Raw genomic sequence first — 18583 nt, 5'->3', positions numbered from 1 at the left:
TTCATAAAGAGATATCTTAGTACTGTAGAAGGCTAGTTGGTTAATTGAGTTAACGAATAGTGAACCTAACTTAATGTACCGATTATTATTTATGTAAGAGGTCTTTATGATTTTAACTAATATATCTAACGAATTGAAAACTGAAGAAGCAAAAAGAAACTGGTTTGATTATTGGGCACATTTTTCCGATGCACCAAAATCTTATTGTTCAGAGATCAATTGCTGCAATTCAAATTCGCATGGCGCGATTGTCAAAAAAGAGAACCATTTCCGATCTGATACCTTTGTTATTCCACTGTGTGAAAAGCACAGTAATAACTACACTTTTCAAATTGAAGTATCCGATGAAGTTGAAATGATTCCAATTGATTATTGCCTCTAGTAAAAAAGTCAGCTGCTATGCTGACTTTTTTCGTTTTGGGAAGCCCAACGGATAGCGGTTTTTTTTTAACGAACTATTTTTATCTCGACATTGGCGGTAAAGCTTATTATATTTGGAAGTATAGACGTCCAAATGTTTAAGGGAAAGCTTTATGCCAATTAGGATTCCAGATTCACTACCAGCCTCAAATATATTACGCAAAGAGAATATATTTGTCATGGCGAACTCCAGAGCAACCAAGCAAGAGATACGCCCCCTTAAAGTTCTAATTCTCAACTTAATGCCGAAAAAGATAGAGACAGAAACTCAGTTTATGCGGTTACTATCAAACAGCCCGCTGCAGGTTGATGTTGAACTGCTACGCATTGATGACAGACCAAGTAAAAATACCCCGACAGAGCATTTAAATACCTTTTATCGCCAGTTCGAAATGGTAAAAAACCGTAACTTTGATGGTTTAATTATTACTGGCGCACCGTTAGGTTTGGTACAGTTTGAAGATGTGATCTATTGGGATCATCTACGAACTATCATGGACTGGGCTAACGATCATGTCACTTCGACCCTATATGTCTGTTGGGCTGCTCAAGCGGGACTTAAATTACTCTATGACCTACCCAAAAGAACGCGAAAAACGAAGCTCTCTGGAGTTTATAATCATCAGGCATTAAGCCTTGCTCACCCTGTACTGAGAGGGTTCGATGATACCTTTCTCGCTCCGCATTCGCGTTATGCGGATTTTTCATTGGACTACTTGCAAGAGCATACTGACTTAGACATTCTCGCACACTCTAATGAAGCGGGTGTGTATTTAGCATCTACTAAGGATATGAGAAATGTCTTTGTGACGGGTCATCCAGAGTATGATGCTAATACTTTGGATATTGAGTTTAAAAGAGACAGCAGTGAGGGGATGGAGCCAGATGTCCCTTTAAACTATTACCCCGATAATGATCCAAGTAATTCTCCAATTGCCACCTGGCGTAGCCATGGGCACCTGCTGTTCTCAAACTGGTTGAATTACTGCGTTTACCAGCAAACCCCTTATAACCTCGATGATTTTGAAAATGCAACATTCACCAATCATTATGATGTGAAATAGCAAAATAGGTGCATTAAAAAACCAGCGAGTGCGCTGGTTTTTTTGCGGTTAACTTTTTAATTGTACTGATTAAGGTTTAAAGCTCACGTTCTTCTTGTTTGGCTTTCTCAATTAAGCTAGTAATGGTTGAGCCTTGAATAAGGATAGAGAAGACCACCACCGAATAGGTCATAACCAGAATGATCTCCCTGACATCAATGTTTTTTTCTGGTACCACGATGATACCTGCCGGAATTGCCATCGCCATCGCTAATGCTAACCCGCCTCGTAGTCCACCCCAAGTAAGAATTTTAACCGACCATGAGTTATAACTGCGATAGCGTTTAAAGCCTATGTAAGAGAGATAAACACTTAAGTAGCGGCTTACTAATACCAGTGGAATGGCGATAACCATCAAGATCCAATCCTCTTGGTGAAGTTTAAACAGCAACATAGAGAGGCCAATCAGAAGAAATAAGATACCATTGAGAAATTCATCTACCAGTTCCCAGAAGTGATCCAAATGCTCTTCACTCTCTTTAGAAAAGCCTATGTATCGGGTCCAGTTACCAATCATAATTCCAGAAACAACCATAGCTAGAGGCCCTGACACATGCAGCACTTCTGCTAATGCATAACCTGCTGTTGGAATGCAGATAGTAAGGAGTAACTCCATAGAGTGATCATTGGTTGCACTGATGAAGTAGTGGAAGGTGAGTCCTAGGATGAAACCATAAACAATGCCCCCAATTGCCTCTTGTGCAAACAGCTGTACGACACCGAATACTGTTGGTGTTTCACTTCCAAAGGCGATGGTAAACAGAGTGACAAAGATCACCAAACCAAAGCCGTCGTTGAATAATGATTCACCCTCAATCTGTGTTGATATTCGTTTGGGCGCATCAAGTTTTTTAACAATGGCCAGCACTGCGATGGGATCGGTTGGCGAAATGAGTGAACCAAATAGTAAGCAGTAAATAAGGTCAAATTGCACCCCAATAAGCTGGCAGATAAACCACAGAGCAAAACCGATAAAGAAGGTGGAAAAAAGAGTTGCACCCAATGCAAGAGAAGTGATTTCCCACTTTTGATCTTTTAGATGAGGAAGCTTAATGCCTAACCCTCCGGCAAACAGTAAGAAGCCTAAGATCCCTTTTAGCAAAAAGTCTTCGAAGTTAATGGTGTTTAGAGTCTCAGAGGCAACTTCGGTTAAATTAAACCAACCATTTTGACCTGCAATGATAATGCCTAACGACAGTATCATTGCGCCTGCCGTGATGGCGATTGTAGTCTGCATTTTTCCGATTTTGCTATTAAAAAAAGCAATAAACATAGCTGCTGCAGCAAGAAAGCAGAGGGTATTGTAAACCGACATCTCAACGCCTTTTTGAATGAATACGAGTAGTGATTTTTAATTGTTACAGAGTGTGACTTCGCGCTATTCTCCTGCGCATTTACTGAGATTACAAATTTATTTTCATCGATTATGAATAAACTTGTTTAGACGTCTAGATTTCCATACGTTCTGTGTGTAGGATGAAAAGTAGTAAAGAGTGATGGAATAGAAGGTGTAGTAAGATGGAAATCGGGATAAAGCAGAAAATAGAAGCGCTATTAAAGCAACGAATATTACTGATTGATGGTGGCATGGGCACTATGATTCAGGGACATCAATTAGAAGAGAGTGATTTTCGTGGTGACCGATTTGCTGCATGGACGTGTGATCTAAAGGGAAATAATGATCTACTTGTTCTTACTCAGCCTAAGCTTATCAAAGAGATCCATGCGAAATACTTAGAAGCTGGCGCTGATATTTTAGAGACCAACACCTTTAACTCAACCACCATCGCAATGGCGGATTATGAGATGGAGAACCTAAGTGCAGAGATCAACTACGAAGCTGCACGTATAGCCAGAGAGGTCGCTGATGAGTGGAGTGCTAAAACTCCAGATAAACCTCGATTTGTTGCCGGTGTATTAGGTCCGACTAACCGCACGTGCTCCCTCTCTCCAGATGTGAATGATCCCTCATTTCGTAATGTATCATTTGATGAGTTAGTGATTGCTTACTCTGAATCTACCCGTGCGTTAATCAAAGGCGGTTCGGATCTCATCCTAATCGAAACCATTTTTGATACTCTGAATGCCAAAGCGTGTTCTTTTGCCGTTGAATCAGTATTTGAAGAGCTTGGTATCCAATTACCAATAATGATCTCAGGTACCATTACGGACGCTTCTGGACGTACTCTATCGGGTCAAACTACAGAAGCTTTTTACAATGCAATGCGGCATGTTGAACCGATCTCATTCGGTTTGAACTGTGCTTTAGGGCCAGATGAGCTACGCCAATATGTTGGTGACTTAGCAAAGATCTCTGAGTGTAGTGTGTCGGCACACCCCAATGCAGGACTTCCGAATGCGTTTGGTGAGTATGATCTTTCACCTGAAGATATGGCTGAACATATTAGTGAGTGGGCGCAAAGTGGATTCTTAAATCTAGTGGGAGGGTGTTGTGGTACTACGCCTGAACATATAAGACTGATGGCCAAAGCCGTTGAAAATGTCACTCCTCGTGCGCTGCCTGAAATTGCTATAGAGTGTCGTTTGTCAGGTCTTGAGCCTTTAACGATTAATAAAGACTCTCTCTTTATTAACGTGGGCGAAAGAACGAACGTAACGGGGTCTGCTCGCTTCAAACGACTCATTAAAGAGGAGTTGTACGAAGAGGCGTTAGAGGTTGCCAGGCAGCAGGTTGAAAACGGGGCTCAAATCATCGATATCAATATGGATGAAGGGATGCTCGACGCGGAAGCGTGTATGGTTAAGTTCCTCAATTTATGTGCCTCGGAACCAGAGATATGTAAAGTACCCATTATGGTCGACTCCTCTAAATGGGAAGTGATCGAAGCGGGTTTGAAGTGCATTCAAGGTAAAGGAATCGTTAATTCGATCTCCTTGAAAGAGGGAAAAGAGAAATTTATCGCTCAAGCCAAGTTAGTACGACGTTATGGCGCCGCAGTCATAGTGATGGCTTTTGATGAAGAGGGTCAAGCAGATACCAGAGAGCGGAAAATTGAGATCTGTACCAATGCTTATCGCGTATTAGTCGATGAAGTTGGTTTTCCACCTGAAGACATTATTTTTGACCCTAATATCTTTGCTGTCGCAACGGGCATAGATGAGCATAATAATTATGCGGTCGATTTTATCGATGCCGTCGGTGATATAAAAAAGTCGCTACCACATGCAATGATCTCAGGTGGTGTATCTAACGTCTCCTTTTCATTTAGAGGTAATAACTACGTACGCGAAGCGATTCATGCCGTGTTCTTATACCACTGTTTTAAGCGTGGAATGGACATGGGGATCGTAAACGCAGGGCAACTTGAAATTTACGATGATATTCCACATAAACTGCGTGATGCTGTCGAAGACGTTGTGCTTAACCGTCACAATGACGCAACCGAAAACTTACTTGAAATCGCTGAAGGTTACCGAGCCAGTGGTACTAAAGAAGTGGATACCTCAGCTCAAGAGTGGCGAACGTGGAGTAACGAAAAGCGGTTGGAGCACTCATTAGTAAAAGGCATTACTGAGTTTATTATTGAAGATACTGAAGAGGCGAGATTACTGGCTTCGAAACCAATCGAAGTGATTGAAGGCGCTTTGATGTCAGGCATGAATGTTGTCGGGGATCTGTTTGGTGAAGGGAAAATGTTCCTTCCGCAAGTTGTTAAATCTGCACGTGTAATGAAACAAGCAGTTGCTCATTTAGAGCCTTATATCAATGCAGAGAAAGATGGAAGCAGCACCAACGGAAAGGTATTACTCGCCACGGTGAAAGGGGATGTACATGATATCGGTAAGAATATTGTTGGTGTAGTATTGCAATGTAACAACTATGAGATCATTGACCTCGGAGTCATGGTGTCGTGCGAGCACATTCTCAAGGTAGCCAAAGAAGAGAAGGTCGATATTATCGGCTTATCTGGTCTTATTACTCCTTCATTGGATGAGATGGTTCATGTTGCGAAAGAGATGGAGCGACAAGGTTTTGATATCCCACTGCTTATCGGTGGAGCGACGACCTCTAAAGCACATACCGCTGTGAAAATAGAACAAAATTACAGTGAACCTGTTGTTTATGTGAGTAACGCCTCTCGAGCTGTCGGTGTTTGTACTTCTCTGCTTTCTGAGACATTATTGCCTGACTTCGTTGAGCGACTTGCATTGGATTATGATCGTGTACGGGATCAGCACAGTCGCAAGACACCAAGAACCAAGCCAGTAACTCTGGAAGAGGCTCGGAATAACAGAGCTAAACTTGATTGGGATAGCTACACGCCGCCTCAGCCGAATCAACTATCGGCACAAGTCTTTGATGAGTTTTCGATTAGCACATTAAAAGATTATATTGATTGGACTCCCTTCTTCATGACATGGTCATTAAGTGGTAAATATCCCGCTATTTTTGAACATGAACTGGTTGGTGAAGAAGCGAAAAAACTCTATAAAGATGCTAATGATCTGCTGGATAAAGTGGAAAAAGAGTCAATGATGACAGTCAGAGGGATGTGCCAACTCTTCCCCGCGAACAGCATTGGAGATGATATTGAGGTGTATAAAGACGAGAGTCGCACTGAAGTCATTAAGGTTCTGCATAACTTGCGTCAACAGACTAAAAAGCCTAAAGGAGCCAATTACTGCCTGTCTGACTTTATTGCCCCTAAAGAGAGTGGTAAAGCCGATTGGATTGGTGCATTTGCCGTAACGGGCGGCATTGGAGAGCGAGAGTTAGCCGATCAATATAAAGCTAAAGGTGATGACTACAATGCCATCATGATTCAGGCCGTTGCTGATCGATTAGCTGAAGCGTTTGCTGAGTGCCTGCATGAAAAAGTGCGTAAAGAGATTTGGGGTTATGCAAGTGACGAAAACCTGAGCAATGCGGATCTGATTCGGGAAAAATATCAAGGTATTCGTCCAGCTCCTGGTTATGCTGCTTGTCCTGAACATACTGAAAAGGGATCACTATGGGATCTAATGGATGTAGAGAGTCAGATCGGTATGCAGTTAACCAGCAGTTACGCCATGTATCCCGGGGCATCCGTATCAGGTTGGTATTTCTCACACCCAGAATCTCGTTACTTTGCAGTCGCTAAGATCCAACAAGATCAAGTGGACAGTTATGTGGCAAGGAAAGGCTGGGACCGTACCGAGATTGATAAGTGGTTAGGGCCAAATATTGATTAATGATAGATAAAAAAATGGCATCAAAGTGATGCCATTTTTTATGTTCTCTTTTATTAAAAGTTACTCAAAGAGTACGTGATGCAGCTTTTTCACTGTGTCATTAGAGTCTTCTTCATCGACTAAGAAGCAGAGGTTATGGGGGCTAGCACCATAGCAAATCATTCGAATATTTACGTCTTCTAACGCCGTAAATACCTCTTTTGCTGAACCTTTGTTATCCCCCATTTTATTACCAACTAGAGCGACAAGACTAAGTCCTTGTTCGACTTTAACTCGGCATAGCTGTTCGAGCTCCTGGTGAGCCTCTTTAGGTAACTGTGGAGCGCCTCCCGAGGTGTTGGTTTGATCGAGGGTCAGCGAGACATTAACCTCAGAGGTGGTAATCAGATCAACCGAGATCTGGTGTTTCGCTAAGATTTTAAACACTTCAGCGAGAAAGCCGTAAGCATGAAACATATTGAGGCTGTGTAGCGTAATCATGGTTTGATTCTTACGAAGGGCAAGTGCTCTGAACAGAGGGGCGCTATCCACGGACTCTCGAACCCAAGTTCCCCCTAACTCAGGTGCTTTCGACGATCCGACAAACACAGGTATTTGTTTACGCATCGCTGGAACCAATGTGAAAGGGTGTAAGATTTTAGCACCAAAATTGGCCATTTCAGACGCTTCAATAAAACTGATCTCTGAGATGGGAGAGGCTTTAGGAGCAATACGAGGATCCGTCGTATAGATCCCAGGAACATCCGTCCATATCTCAAGACTTTTTGCATTGAGTGCTTCGGCAATCAACGCAGCACTGTAGTCACTGCCACCTCGACCTAACGTTGTGGTATTACCTGCGCTATCGGCGCCAATAAATCCCTGACTAATAACAACATGCTTATCAAACAACGGCAGCAGTTGCTGTTGCGCCAATGATGATATTTCTTCTAACTGCGGGGAAGCGTTACCGAACTCATTATCCGTGCGTAATACCTTACGGATATCAAAACGAACGGCACTGTTACCGCGTTCAATTAAAATCTGCGTGAGTAGGTGTGTTGAGAGCAGTTCACCGCATGAGACTAACTGATCAGTCAGTTTATTTGATGGCGCTGTCGCTGTTTGTTCGGAAATAATAGCGACTTGTTCAATAAGCTTTTGAATCTCGGACTCAATAGCCTCTGGTTGATTAAGCTGTTTGAGAACCTTTTGGTGAATCGCAAGTAATTGGCTAACTAAATTCGCGCGTTCGCCACTACTAGCAATACCGTTCGCCAGTTGTACTAATAAGTTGGTCACGCCAGAACAGGCACTAATAATAATTAAGCGGGTATTGCTATTTTTTTCAATAATATCGGCACAACGGTTCATGGCTTCATAATTTGCCACACTGGTACCGCCAAACTTAGCGACTGTAAAAGGGTTCACTTCCCTGTCTCCCAATAAATTTCTAAATAAATAATATGCACAACTGGCAATGATTGGAGGGAGTTAGCGACATACTGATAGGGTATTGAACACTAGAAGCTCCCCACCCATTAACAATCCGCTAACGGATGACAATCGTAAGGATTCAGCCATACGACCGACAGGTACGTTCCCATTCGAACCCATCTCGGCACTGCTCTCCCTGACTTATCGGCATTAGAGTTGGGCTCTGCGGATAAGCTGCCTAGGCAATGCTCCTCTTCTTTGCGGATTATTTACATCCACTCTATATTGATACTTTTTTGTTGCTTTATTGTCAATCAATAGCATCATTTTTATAAAAAAAATTGCATTATTTATTGAGGAATGTATAGATATATAAAGATTTATTAGCACTATTTTGCTGTGCCTTTTCTGTCTGGAGATAATAATAATGACAATTCAAAGCTTCTATCCTCCACAACGAACATTAATGGGACCGGGTCCATCAGATGTTTACCCTCAAGTATTACAAGCATTAAGCCGTCCTACAATTGGTCATTTAGACCCTCTGTTTATTGGAATGATGGACGAACTTAAATCATTGTTACAGTATGCTTTTCAAACCAAAAATAGCTTCACAATTGCGGTGTCGGCTCCCGGTAGTGCCGGAATGGAAGCGTGCTTTGTTAACTTGATTGAGCCGGGTGACAAGGTTGTGGTATGTCGAAATGGGGTGTTTGGCGAAAGGATGCGTCAAAATGTAGAGCGCTGTGGCGGTGTCGCTGTTGTGGTTGATGACGAGTGGGGAGCGCCTGTTGATTTAAGGAAAGTGGCTTCTGCTTTGGATGCCCATCCTGATTGCAAAGCAGTGGCGTTTGTTCATGCTGAGACCTCTACTGGCGCATTGAGTGATGCTGAAGGGATCGCTAAGCTTGCGAGAGCGAATAACTGCCTGACCATTGTGGATGCTGTAACGTCATTAGGTGGTGTTCCTTTGCTGGTGGATGAGTGGCAACTGGATGCGGTCTATTCTGGTAGTCAGAAGTGTTTGTCTTGCGTGCCTGGTTTGTCTCCGTTGACCTTTTCACAAAAAGCGATCGATAAAATTCAGTCGAGAGAAACGGCGGTACAGAGTTGGTTCTTGGATCAGTCACTAGTCTTGGGATATTGGAGTGGTGAAGGCAAGCGAAGTTACCACCATACTGCCCCTGTAAACAGTCTCTATGCTCTGCATGAAGCACTGCTGTTACTCAAAAATGAAGGGCTAGAAAATGTGTGGGCAAGGCACGCCAAGATGCATCAACAATTGAAGCAAGGCTTGGAATCGTTGGGGATAAAGTTTGTAGTGGAAGAAGCGTATCGCTTACCGCAACTTAATACGATTTATATTCCTGATGGTATCGATGAAGCACAGCTGCGCCAAAATTTACTAGAGACGTATAATTTAGAGATAGGCGCTGGCCTTGGTGCATTGGCTGGGAAGGCGTGGCGAATTGGCCTTATGGGGTATGCAGCTCGTGCTGAAAATGTTGCCTTATGTCTGAAAGCACTAAGCTCAGAGCTACTTTGATAACAGAGCTACGTTGATAACAATGAAGTCGGCTCGAGATTGAAGCATCTCGAGCCGTGATTACTTGGTATTTACCGCAGACGAGGACGCTGTTTTTTTAAGGTGTACCTCTGAAAAATCATCGAGTGGAAATAAGTAACTGGCTTCGGCACGAATATCTTCAGCCTGAGATACCTTCCCTAAGCCTTCATAAGCTATGATCAAATTCTTATAAAATGCGGGTCGAGGTTTACTCTTGATCAACGCCTCTGACCAATCAATGTAAGGTTGAATTAATTCAGGTTTATTCTGCTGAATACCAATTTTTAATTGTGTTGAATAGATATTCCAGTTAAAGCGATCTTGCCAGAAATTGGAGTTGGTTACTTCAAAGAGAATATCAGGCTGTACGGGTTTCGTTGTTTCAAAGCGAGTGAGCACCTCATTGGTATGTATCACACTAAACATGTAGTAGCTGACAGAGATTGGTATTATCAATGAGAGTAGACGTAAGCTCACCATTGTTGGAGGTGTTATGGATATTTTTCTACGTTTACAGCTAAGTTGGTCTAGCCAAAACAGTAATAGAATAAAGGTTACCCAGTGTGGTACTGAGTGATAAAAAGGGTACTCAAGTTGAGTGTGAATAGCGATGGGAATAAACAACGCTAAGATGGCCAACCGAGTATAACGCTGGGTTTTCATAATACGATTTACAATTAGACCAAACGCAAGTAATAGGCCAAGAATAGGAACCACTCCCCCCTCGACAGCCCAAAATAGCAGTTCATTATGCGGATGGTCTAAAGCGGGTAGACCCGGGTGGTAGTTAGTATTCAAATTATGTTGTTTGGCGGTATAGAGGGTATATTCTGATTCAAACCGTCCATAGCCATACCCAGTTAGCGGCTTTTCAAGAATCATATCCAGCGCTTGAGGGTAGATATACGATCTTGAGCTTTGGAGATTGGATTTATGCAGTAGCGTCTGCTCTGTGAATCCATCCCCTTTAGCCTCAATATTGAGTTGAGAATATTGTACTAAGGCGATGCTTGAGCAGAGACCAATTAACAAGGCTGAAACCCATAAACAGAATCGTCTTTTATTGGTAAATCGCCACATGTAAGGGGTGATCATGAGCAAAACAAGAATGCTCGATAGCCACCCTGTTCGAGATGCCAACACCACAATTAGAGGGATTGTGGAAATAATCGTGAGTAGCAGCATCAACAAAGAGAAAGGGTGACGGTCATATTTTATCGGCTGTCTAGCCAACAGATAAGATGCTATCGCTAACCCCGTCGCTAGAAAACTCGCCATAACATTCGGTTGTTGAAAAATACCATATGGTCGATTAATGATGGTGTTATAGCCTAAGAAGTTACTAGGTTTTAGCAGTAAAAACTGAACATAGCCTAATAGCGATTCGATGCAAACAGCCAGTACGACTAACCATAACAGTTGCTGTTTTTGGCGGTTAGAAAATGTGAATTGTTGTAAAGTGACAAAAAAGAAAAACCCCGCCCACAGTGCAATTAAGCGTGGCGTGGCAATGGAAAGGATAGCATCACTAAACATCAGTGGCAGAGTGAGCATGAGACAGACAGCAAATAGACCGACAGTAAATTTACTATAACGTAAGAGCTTCTGTTTAGCGGTATGGTAGAGGCCGATTGCAATGGCTATGCTAAGTGGAATCCAGCTTGCACTATTGAAGGTTAAATTGAGACCAGAACCACCAGGGTTAGGCTGGAAAAGGTGCATCGTAATTAAAAATAGAAAGGAGATAGCGACAAAAAAAGGTTTATTGAGCGGAGCATTAATGTATTCGGGCTCTAGTTGAGTCCCCTTGGTTAGCAGTAATGACATAATAACGAAAAGTACCTTATGCTCGTTAATGCAAAAATCAAAAGAGCTGATATTCTATCACAGCTCTTTTGAATATTTGGATTTGTGCCTAACTATCTCATGCTGTTAGGTGTTTAGCATGGGTTTTAAGAACCTTGCAGTGTGTGACCCTTTGACTTTTGCCACACTCTCAGGCGTTCCTTCAGCAACAATTTCACCGCCTCCTTGTCCTCCTTCAGGGCCTAGATCAACCACCCAGTCTGCAGTTTTAACCACATCTAGGTTATGCTCAATGACAACAATGGTATTGCCATTATCACGCAGACGATGCAACACAGTGAGCAGCAGCTGAATGTCTTGAAAATGGAGACCTGTTGTGGGTTCATCAAGGATATAAAGGGTTTTCCCAGTGTCCCTTTTTGACAGCTCGCGAGATAACTTCACTCGTTGTGCCTCGCCACCTGATAGAGTTGTTGCTGCCTGCCCTAAACGGATATAAGAGAGGCCAACATCCATTAAGGTCTGCAGTTTTCGAGCGATAACTGGAACCGGTTGGAAGAAGGTGTGTGCATCTTCTACGGTCATTTGCAGCACTTCATCAATGGACTTACCTTTGTATTTTACATCCAAGGTTTCACGGTTATAGCGTTTTCCGTTGCAAGTATCACAAGGTACGTAAACATCTGGCAAGAAGTGCATCTCAACCTTTATCACGCCATCCCCTTGGCAAGCTTCGCAACGTCCGCCACGTACATTAAAGCTGAAGCGACCCGGTTTATACCCTCTTGAACGTGACTCCTGTGTTCCTGCAAATAACTCTCTAATCGGGGTAAAGATCCCTGTGTAAGTCGCTGGGTTTGATCTTGGTGTTCGACCAATTGGACTTTGATCAATATCGATCACCTTATCAAAGTGCTCAATGCCTTTGACTTTTTTATAGGGGGCAGGCTCTGCTGTTGTGGCACCATTAAGCTGAGTTTGAGCTATTTTATAAAAAGTATCATTGATTAGGGTCGACTTTCCTGAACCTGATACGCCTGTAATACAGGTAAATAGACCAACCGGAAGATTGAAGGTGACGTCCTTCAGGTTATTACCACTTGCGCCAACTAAACTCATGATCTTTTTAGGATCCCGTTTTATTCTATTGGTCGGGACTTCAATTCTTTTGGCGCCACTGAGGTATTGGCCTGTTAGTGACTCAGGAGTATTGATGATATCTTCATATTTTCCTTCAGCAATAATGTGCCCGCCGTGGACACCAGCTCCGGGGCCAATATCGATGATGTGATCGGCTGCGCGAATCGCATCTTCGTCATGTTCCACCACAATCACGGTATTACCGAGATCTCTTAGGTGATTCAGAGTCTTGAGTAAGCGTTCATTATCTCGTTGATGAAGACCAATAGAGGGCTCATCCAGAACATACATAACACCAACTAACCCCGCGCCTATTTGGCTGGCCAGACGGATACGCTGAGCTTCTCCTCCAGATAGAGTATCAGCACTGCGTGATAGATTGAGGTAGTTCAGGCCAACGTTTATCAAAAACTGCAGACGTTCATTGATCTCTTTCATCACTTTTTCAGCAATTTGGGCGCGTTGACCGGTGAGTGCGAGATTTTGGAAAAAGGTCATTGCCTCGCTGATGCTCTGCTCACAAATGACATGCAGTGGCGTGTCTGCGATAAACACATTTCGCGCTTCAAGGCGTAAGCGAGCCCCATCACAGCTGCTGCATGTTTTGTTAGAGATGTACTTGGAGAGGTCTTCACGTACTGAGTTAGAGTCGGTGTCTCGGTAGCGGCGCTCTAGCGTATTTAATATTCCTTCGAAGACGTTCCTTTTTACTCGGATGTCACCACGGTCATTGATGTATTTAAACTCAATCTCAGTGTTTCCTGAGCCGGTTAGAATAATATCCTGAAACTTTTTAGGTAGAGCTTTAAACGGTTTATTTAAATCAAAGCCGTAATGTTCGGATAAAGAGGTGAGCATTTGAAAATAGTAGTAGTTTTTTTGATCCCAACCACGAATTACGCCTTCTGCTAAGCTCAGGCTATCGTCAGAGATGAGCCGCTTAGGATCAAAATATTGCTGGATACCAAGGCCATCACAAGTGCCACAAGCGCCAGCTGGATTATTGAATGAAAAGAGGCGAGGCTCTAGCTCTTGCATGCTATAACCGCAATGTGGGCAAGCAAAGTTAGCCGAAAATAGCAGTGGTTCCTTACTCGCGTCATCCATCCAGTCGATAACAGCAATACCACCGGACAGTTCGAGAGTGGTTTCGAACGATTCAGCCAAGCGCTGTTGAAGATCGTCTCGTACTTTAAAGCGATCAACCACTACTTCTATGGTGTGCTTTTTATGTAACTCAAGGGTAGGCGGATCAGAGAGATCGCAGACATCACCATCAATTCTAGCTCGAATAAAACCCTGAGAAGCTAAGTTTTCGAGAGTTTTAACGTGCTCTCCTTTTCGCTCTTTTATGATAGGTGCAAGCAGTAGGAGTTTAGACCCCTCTTCAATTTCAAGGACTCTATCAACCATCTGGCTGATGGTTTGTGCCTTCAATTCAACTTTATGCTCTGGGCAACGAGGTTCCCCAACTCGAGCGTACAGCAGTCTTAGATAATCATAGATTTCAGTAATCGTTCCGACGGTTGAGCGTGGGTTATGAGACGTTGATTTTTGCTCAATGGAGATGGCTGGAGACAAACCTTCAATATGATCGACATCGGGCTTTTCCATCAATGATAGAAATTGACGCGCATAGGCAGAGAGAGACTCAACGTAGCGTCGTTGCCCCTCGGCATAAAGAGTATCAAAAGCAAGTGACGACTTTCCTGAACCAGATAAGCCTGTAATAACGGTCAGTTGATCGCGGGGGATCGTTAAATTGATATTTTTTAGGTTGTGGGTACGAGCCCCTCTGACTTCAATCTTATCCATGCTCAATTCTTGTGATTACTGAAAATGGTACTCAGTATTACACATAGCTTGAGCAGTGAAAAGCAAAACCACTGGATAAATTAACAGTATGAAAGGGTTTTATTTTGCAGTGACTCTTGGCATGACCCTAACGAGACAGGCAATGACAAGAATGACGATAAAGGTGACGGTGTTTGCGGGAGGCTGAAGATTAAAGTCGACAGAAATATGAATTAACATACCAATGATTGCCATGAAGCAACCTAACGCGATGCCTTTCATAAAGTTGCTGTGACGATATCGAATGGTAGAGAGAGATTGATACAAACAGTAAATAATCGCAGCGGCAAGGAGTAAGGTTGCAGGAATACCTGACTCAATTGCAAACTGTAGGTATTCATTATGAGCGTGATCGTATGCACCAACATCATATTGTGTGTATGAGGGGAAAATTGAGTAGAAGCTTCCTGCACCAGTGCCTGTAAGCGGGTAGTCTTTGATGATATCAAGCCCCCATATCACCACTTGGTCCCGAGATTCTGTTTGTGCTGAGGTTTCAATTAACCGTTGTTTGACCTTTTCTAGCCCAAACAGACTGCCCACAATTAAAGTATCAATCAATAAAATGCTAATGATCAATCCGGTAAGTGCTCGAGGGCGATTTTTATACATAGCTAAAGCAATAATACCACCGACAACTGTTGCTGCAAAAAAAGCAGTGTTGCCCATTCGAGAACGCGTCATCACCAAGGCAATCACCATAATAATGAGGCTTAATCTAATCATCATCTTGGCACTAAGAATGGCGGTAATCCAGCGCTTAAGTCTGACAGACCAAGTCTTAGATGCCGTTGAGTGTAGCTCTGTTATTATCAGTCCAATCCCCATAGTAAGTACTAACATCAAGTAGTTAGCAAGGTGATTTTTATATACAAATGAACCCGTTGATATATTCACCTCGGGTAAGGAGAAAATGGGACTAACATTGACTTTAAGCAGTACCATTAATGAGCCATAAAAGGCTTGAAATGTCGCGCTGACTATTAGAATCAGAATGACTGTTTTTATTCGCTCCGCTGAAGTGATAAGCAGGCCGGCATTAACAATGACTAAGGTATACGTTAGCCCTTTTAATAGAGAAATTAAGCTTTGCTCACGATCTAAAGAGAGATAAAAAGTGGGGGCATTAATGTTGTGGTAGATAGCGGCTGCGTGTGGGGATAGCCACTCAACGACAAGGTTGGGTAAGGGGAAAATTTGAAATAGAGTCCAAACTTGAAAAAGAGTGAAGGGTATCAATAGCCACTTAACAGGCTTTAGTTTGTGCCAAGGGAGGGTTCCCTTGTAAGCAATGATAATAAGCAGCGTTTGTAGCGAAACGATAACTTCAATAAGAGACCAAGCCCACGCTCGATTAGAGGCTAATGGGATTGGTATCAAAATAAGAAGAAAGAGTAGCGTTACAAACGAAATACGCTCGATAGGTTTTAACACAAACAGTACGTTGCTATCTTTTAGTTAGGTGAAATAACACCGCCACCACCACCGCTTCCTGGTGAACCAGGGGTAGGAAGAGAAGGGGAATCAATACCATCACTACTACCACCACTTAACGCCGGATCAGCGGAAGGAGGAGGCGTAATGAGTGCCGCAGCAGTTGGTGAGTTTTGCGCGAGGATTTGCGATTCAATACCCGCAGCAGTAGGTTCAGCAACAGAGGTTGGATCGAGCCCAGCCAGTAGGGCAGAGGTCGTAATCAGTTCTGGTGCAACGCCTTGCGCACGTGCTGCTATCGCAATTTGCTCTGATTGATCGGGGGCTGCCGTCATGGCCGCAACTAAGATATCTTCAGCTAGTGTTGGCTGAGCAATAAGAGCTGCGGTTACCAGAGAGACTGCGCTGTCAGGTTTGGCGCTGATGGCTGATGAAATAATGGAAGATGTCTCTTCTGGATAATCACTGATTGCAGCGATAACAATGCTTTCTGCTTGTTGAGGTGATTGTAGTGTTGCTGCTTGGATGATGGCTGAAATACTGTCTGTTAACTGCTCTGGAGCTACCGCGCTAGCAGCGATAACGGCTTGCTTCGCTTTATGTTTAGGAATTGAAATTGCCGCTGAGACAATTTGATTTGCTTGCTCAGGAGCTTCAGCGACAGCATAAGCGACAATCGTTTGAATTTTAGCCGGCTCTTTTTCTACTAATAGTGCAACAGAAGCTGGTAACTGTTCTGGAGACTCTTTAGCTATCTTCTGAATAAGATCAACAACAGAGAGTGATGAGGACTTAATACTTGCCGTTAGCGCTGGCGATACTGCGGGAATAGTCTCTGCAGTTGCGTTGGCTAAACCAGCCGAAGACAACATAGCGACAGTCAGCGCTGCAGAAATTGCAGTATGTTTCATGGGATATCCTTATCATTCATCTCAATAATTGAGTTATTATAAATAGTTATTACTGATAAGTCCAAGTTGAGTATGAAAAGCGTACTTTTCCCATACTCAATTTAGGGTTTTATCAGTAATGTGATTTTTGGCTATATTATTTACGTTTTTTTTTACAAACCCCAAGTTCAATTTGACTGAATTTTATTAAATTACAGGCTTTTTCTTTATTTTTGGCGCGAGATATAATCATCTCAACTCGAGGTCGATATCGATAACTATTTAGCTGTCTAATTAAGGTTTGACTAAAATAAATCCGTTGTTTAGTGGTGAGGCTAGCCCAATCAGCAATGCCAAATTCAATCACTTTCTCTGCAGTATCTTGATCATAAGGGCCAAATTTTATCGCTTGTTCTAAATAGGAATAAGCAGTCGTTTTGTCCCCTAGCTGCCAGTAATAGAACGCAAGCTGTGCGTAATGTTGTGGCCACGCTGGTCTAAGTTGCATTCCAGCCTTCTCATAATCAATAGCATGGTAGAGATCAGCTTGATCCTGTTTAAAAAAAGCGCTCCAAGCGAAATGATTTGCCGCGAGGGTTAAGTAGTAAGGGTGCGAGGGTTGTAGATTAAGCATGCTATTAACCAAAGAGGTGGTTTCGCTTAAATGTTCAATGGTATTCGGTCTATTCGACTCTTCAGCCCAAAAAGAGTGAGTAGTAGCTACTGCATTTGAATAGATGTTTGCCATTCCATATGAAATGGCAAAATAGAGCATAGCAAAACAGCTGAGTGCTAAACAAATGGTTGATACTCTATTTAGCATGTTTATATTCATCTGTTATTTTTTACCTGTAATCTCTTTGGCAAGCTGAGCAGACTTATCTTTTAAGTACTCATTCTCATAACAGTAGTTAGTGGCTTCAATATAACCTTCCACACTTCCGCAATCGAAACGGCGACCTTTAAATTTGTATGCCAGAACGCAACCAGATTGAGCTTGTTTCATTAACGCGTCTGTGATTTGAATCTCACCATTCTTACCTGGTTCCGTGTTTTCAATTAGCTCAAAGATATCTGGCGTTAGTATATAACGACCAATGATGGCTAGGTTGCTTGGTGCCGTTCCCGGTTCTGGCTTTTCAACCATAGAGTCGACACGAAATAGGTCATCTTTAATCTCTTGGCCTGCAATTACCCCATACTTATGTGTTTCATCATCAGGTACCTCTTCTACCGCGACAATGGAACAACGAAATTGTTTATACAGAGCGACCATCTGCTCTAAAACACCGCTCTGTTCATTAACACAGAGATCATCAGCCAACACAACCGCAAACGGTTCATCGCCAATTAAGTCACGGCCCGTCAAAATGGCATGACCTAATCCTTTCATTTCACGCTGACGGATGTAGGTAAAGTTAGCCGATTCAATGATCTCTCTAATGTCATCTAATAATACTTCTTTATTAGTGCCGCTGATTTGATGCTCTAACTCATAGTTTTTATCAAAATGGTCCATGATCGAGTGCTTACCACGGCCAGTAACGATACACATGCCATCCATACCTGCATTGATCGCTTCTTCAACACCATACTCAATCAGCGGTTTATTGACGATTGGCATCATCTCTTTTGGCATGGATTTGGTTGCAGGCAGAAAACGAGTTCCATAACCAGCAGCGGGGAAAAGACATTTTTTGATCATTTTTCAATCCTAGAAAGTGGTTAGTAACTACACATAAGCATTCATATATTAAATG

12 protein-coding genes and 1 riboswitch are annotated in these 18583 nt (G+C 42.8%); of the genes, 4 read left to right on the top strand and 8 right to left on the bottom strand.

The window, feature by feature from the left end:
- Positions 1-106: 106 nt before the first annotated feature.
- The gene (locus L4C32_RS17100) at positions 107-382 is read left to right on the top strand and encodes a hypothetical protein (RefSeq protein ID WP_428198104.1); all 276 of its coding nucleotides are present in this window, start codon (positions 107-109) and stop codon (positions 380-382) included.
- 151 nt (positions 383-533) lie between these two features.
- The gene (gene metA, locus L4C32_RS17095; protein ID WP_428198103.1) at positions 534-1484 is read left to right on the top strand and encodes a homoserine O-succinyltransferase MetA; all 951 of its coding nucleotides are present in this window, start codon (positions 534-536) and stop codon (positions 1482-1484) included.
- 76 nt (positions 1485-1560) lie between these two features.
- On the opposite strand, the gene L4C32_RS17090 is transcribed toward metA, so the two are convergent.
- Positions 1561-2838, bottom strand: coding sequence for a cation:proton antiporter (locus L4C32_RS17090; protein WP_428198102.1), 1278 nt, complete (start codon positions 2836-2838; stop codon positions 1561-1563).
- 203 nt (positions 2839-3041) lie between these two features.
- Between L4C32_RS17090 and metH the strand changes: the two genes are divergently transcribed.
- On the top strand, positions 3042-6716 hold the full coding sequence (gene metH, locus L4C32_RS17085; RefSeq protein ID WP_428198101.1) for a methionine synthase: 3675 nt from the start codon (positions 3042-3044) through the stop codon (positions 6714-6716).
- Between the two features lie 60 nt (positions 6717-6776).
- Here the strand turns inward: metH and lysC are convergent, their stop codons facing one another.
- Positions 6777-8069, bottom strand: coding sequence for a lysine-sensitive aspartokinase 3 (lysC, locus tag L4C32_RS17080; protein ID WP_428198105.1), 1293 nt, complete (start codon positions 8067-8069; stop codon positions 6777-6779).
- A 145-nt stretch (positions 8070-8214) separates the two neighbouring features.
- Positions 8215-8396: riboswitch (Lysine riboswitch) on the bottom strand.
- Positions 8397-8559: 163 nt separating this feature from the next.
- Between lysC and L4C32_RS17075 the strand changes: the two genes are divergently transcribed.
- Positions 8560-9678, top strand: coding sequence for a pyridoxal-phosphate-dependent aminotransferase family protein (locus L4C32_RS17075; RefSeq protein ID WP_428198100.1), 1119 nt, complete (start codon positions 8560-8562; stop codon positions 9676-9678).
- Between the two features lie 60 nt (positions 9679-9738).
- On the opposite strand, the gene L4C32_RS17070 is transcribed toward L4C32_RS17075, so the two are convergent.
- From L4C32_RS17070 to galU, 6 genes are all read right to left on the bottom strand, one after another.
- Complete coding sequence (locus L4C32_RS17070; RefSeq protein ID WP_428198099.1) at positions 9739-11526, bottom strand: PglL family O-oligosaccharyltransferase; 1788 nt, start codon at positions 11524-11526, stop codon at positions 9739-9741.
- Positions 11527-11631: 105 nt separating this feature from the next.
- Positions 11632-14460 (bottom strand): excinuclease ABC subunit UvrA, encoded by a 2829-nt coding sequence (uvrA, locus tag L4C32_RS17065; protein ID WP_428198098.1) that lies wholly within the window; start codon positions 14458-14460, stop codon positions 11632-11634.
- A gap of 99 nt (positions 14461-14559) precedes the next feature.
- Positions 14560-15933: an O-antigen ligase family protein gene (locus L4C32_RS17060; RefSeq protein WP_428198097.1), complete on the bottom strand. Its 1374-nt coding sequence runs from the start codon at positions 15931-15933 to the stop codon at positions 14560-14562.
- A gap of 20 nt (positions 15934-15953) precedes the next feature.
- On the bottom strand, positions 15954-16844 hold the full coding sequence (locus L4C32_RS17055; protein ID WP_428198096.1) for a hypothetical protein: 891 nt from the start codon (positions 16842-16844) through the stop codon (positions 15954-15956).
- 136 nt (positions 16845-16980) lie between these two features.
- The gene (locus L4C32_RS17050; protein WP_428198095.1) at positions 16981-17646 is read right to left on the bottom strand and encodes a hypothetical protein; all 666 of its coding nucleotides are present in this window, start codon (positions 17644-17646) and stop codon (positions 16981-16983) included.
- 15 nt (positions 17647-17661) lie between these two features.
- Positions 17662-18528: a UTP--glucose-1-phosphate uridylyltransferase GalU gene (galU, locus tag L4C32_RS17045; protein ID WP_428198094.1), complete on the bottom strand. Its 867-nt coding sequence runs from the start codon at positions 18526-18528 to the stop codon at positions 17662-17664.
- Between the last annotated feature and the right edge of the window lie 55 nt (positions 18529-18583).

The organism is Aliivibrio kagoshimensis (genome assembly GCF_050337105.1).
Lineage (GTDB): Bacteria > Pseudomonadota > Gammaproteobacteria > Enterobacterales > Vibrionaceae > Aliivibrio_A > Aliivibrio_A kagoshimensis.
This window is presented reverse-complemented; position numbering and strand designations above follow the sequence as displayed.